Source organism: Vibrio sp. PNB23_22_6, assembly GCF_052877535.1.
Map to the genome: position 1 here is coordinate 1 of NZ_JBNFXP010000112.1, position 208 is coordinate 208.

Genomic DNA, 208 nt, shown 5'->3' on the forward strand with positions numbered 1-208 from the left:
ACGTGAATCGTTACCGCGCTCTGGTTGTCTTCTGCAGTAGAGAAAACTTGGTTCGCTTTTGTTGGGATAGTCGTGTTCTTCTCAACAAGCTTCGTCATTACGCCGCCCATCGTTTCGATACCTAGCGACAATGGAGTAACGTCTAGTAGTAGTACGTCTTTCACATCACCTGCTAGTACGCCACCTTGAACTGCAGCGCCTACTGCAA

Annotated in this window: 1 protein-coding gene; it reads right to left on the reverse strand. The window is 48.6% G+C overall.

Annotated elements, in window-relative coordinates:
- The coding region (locus ACVA54_RS19830; protein ID WP_446642795.1) for an Hsp70 family protein at positions 1-208 on the reverse strand (208 nt) is incomplete at both ends.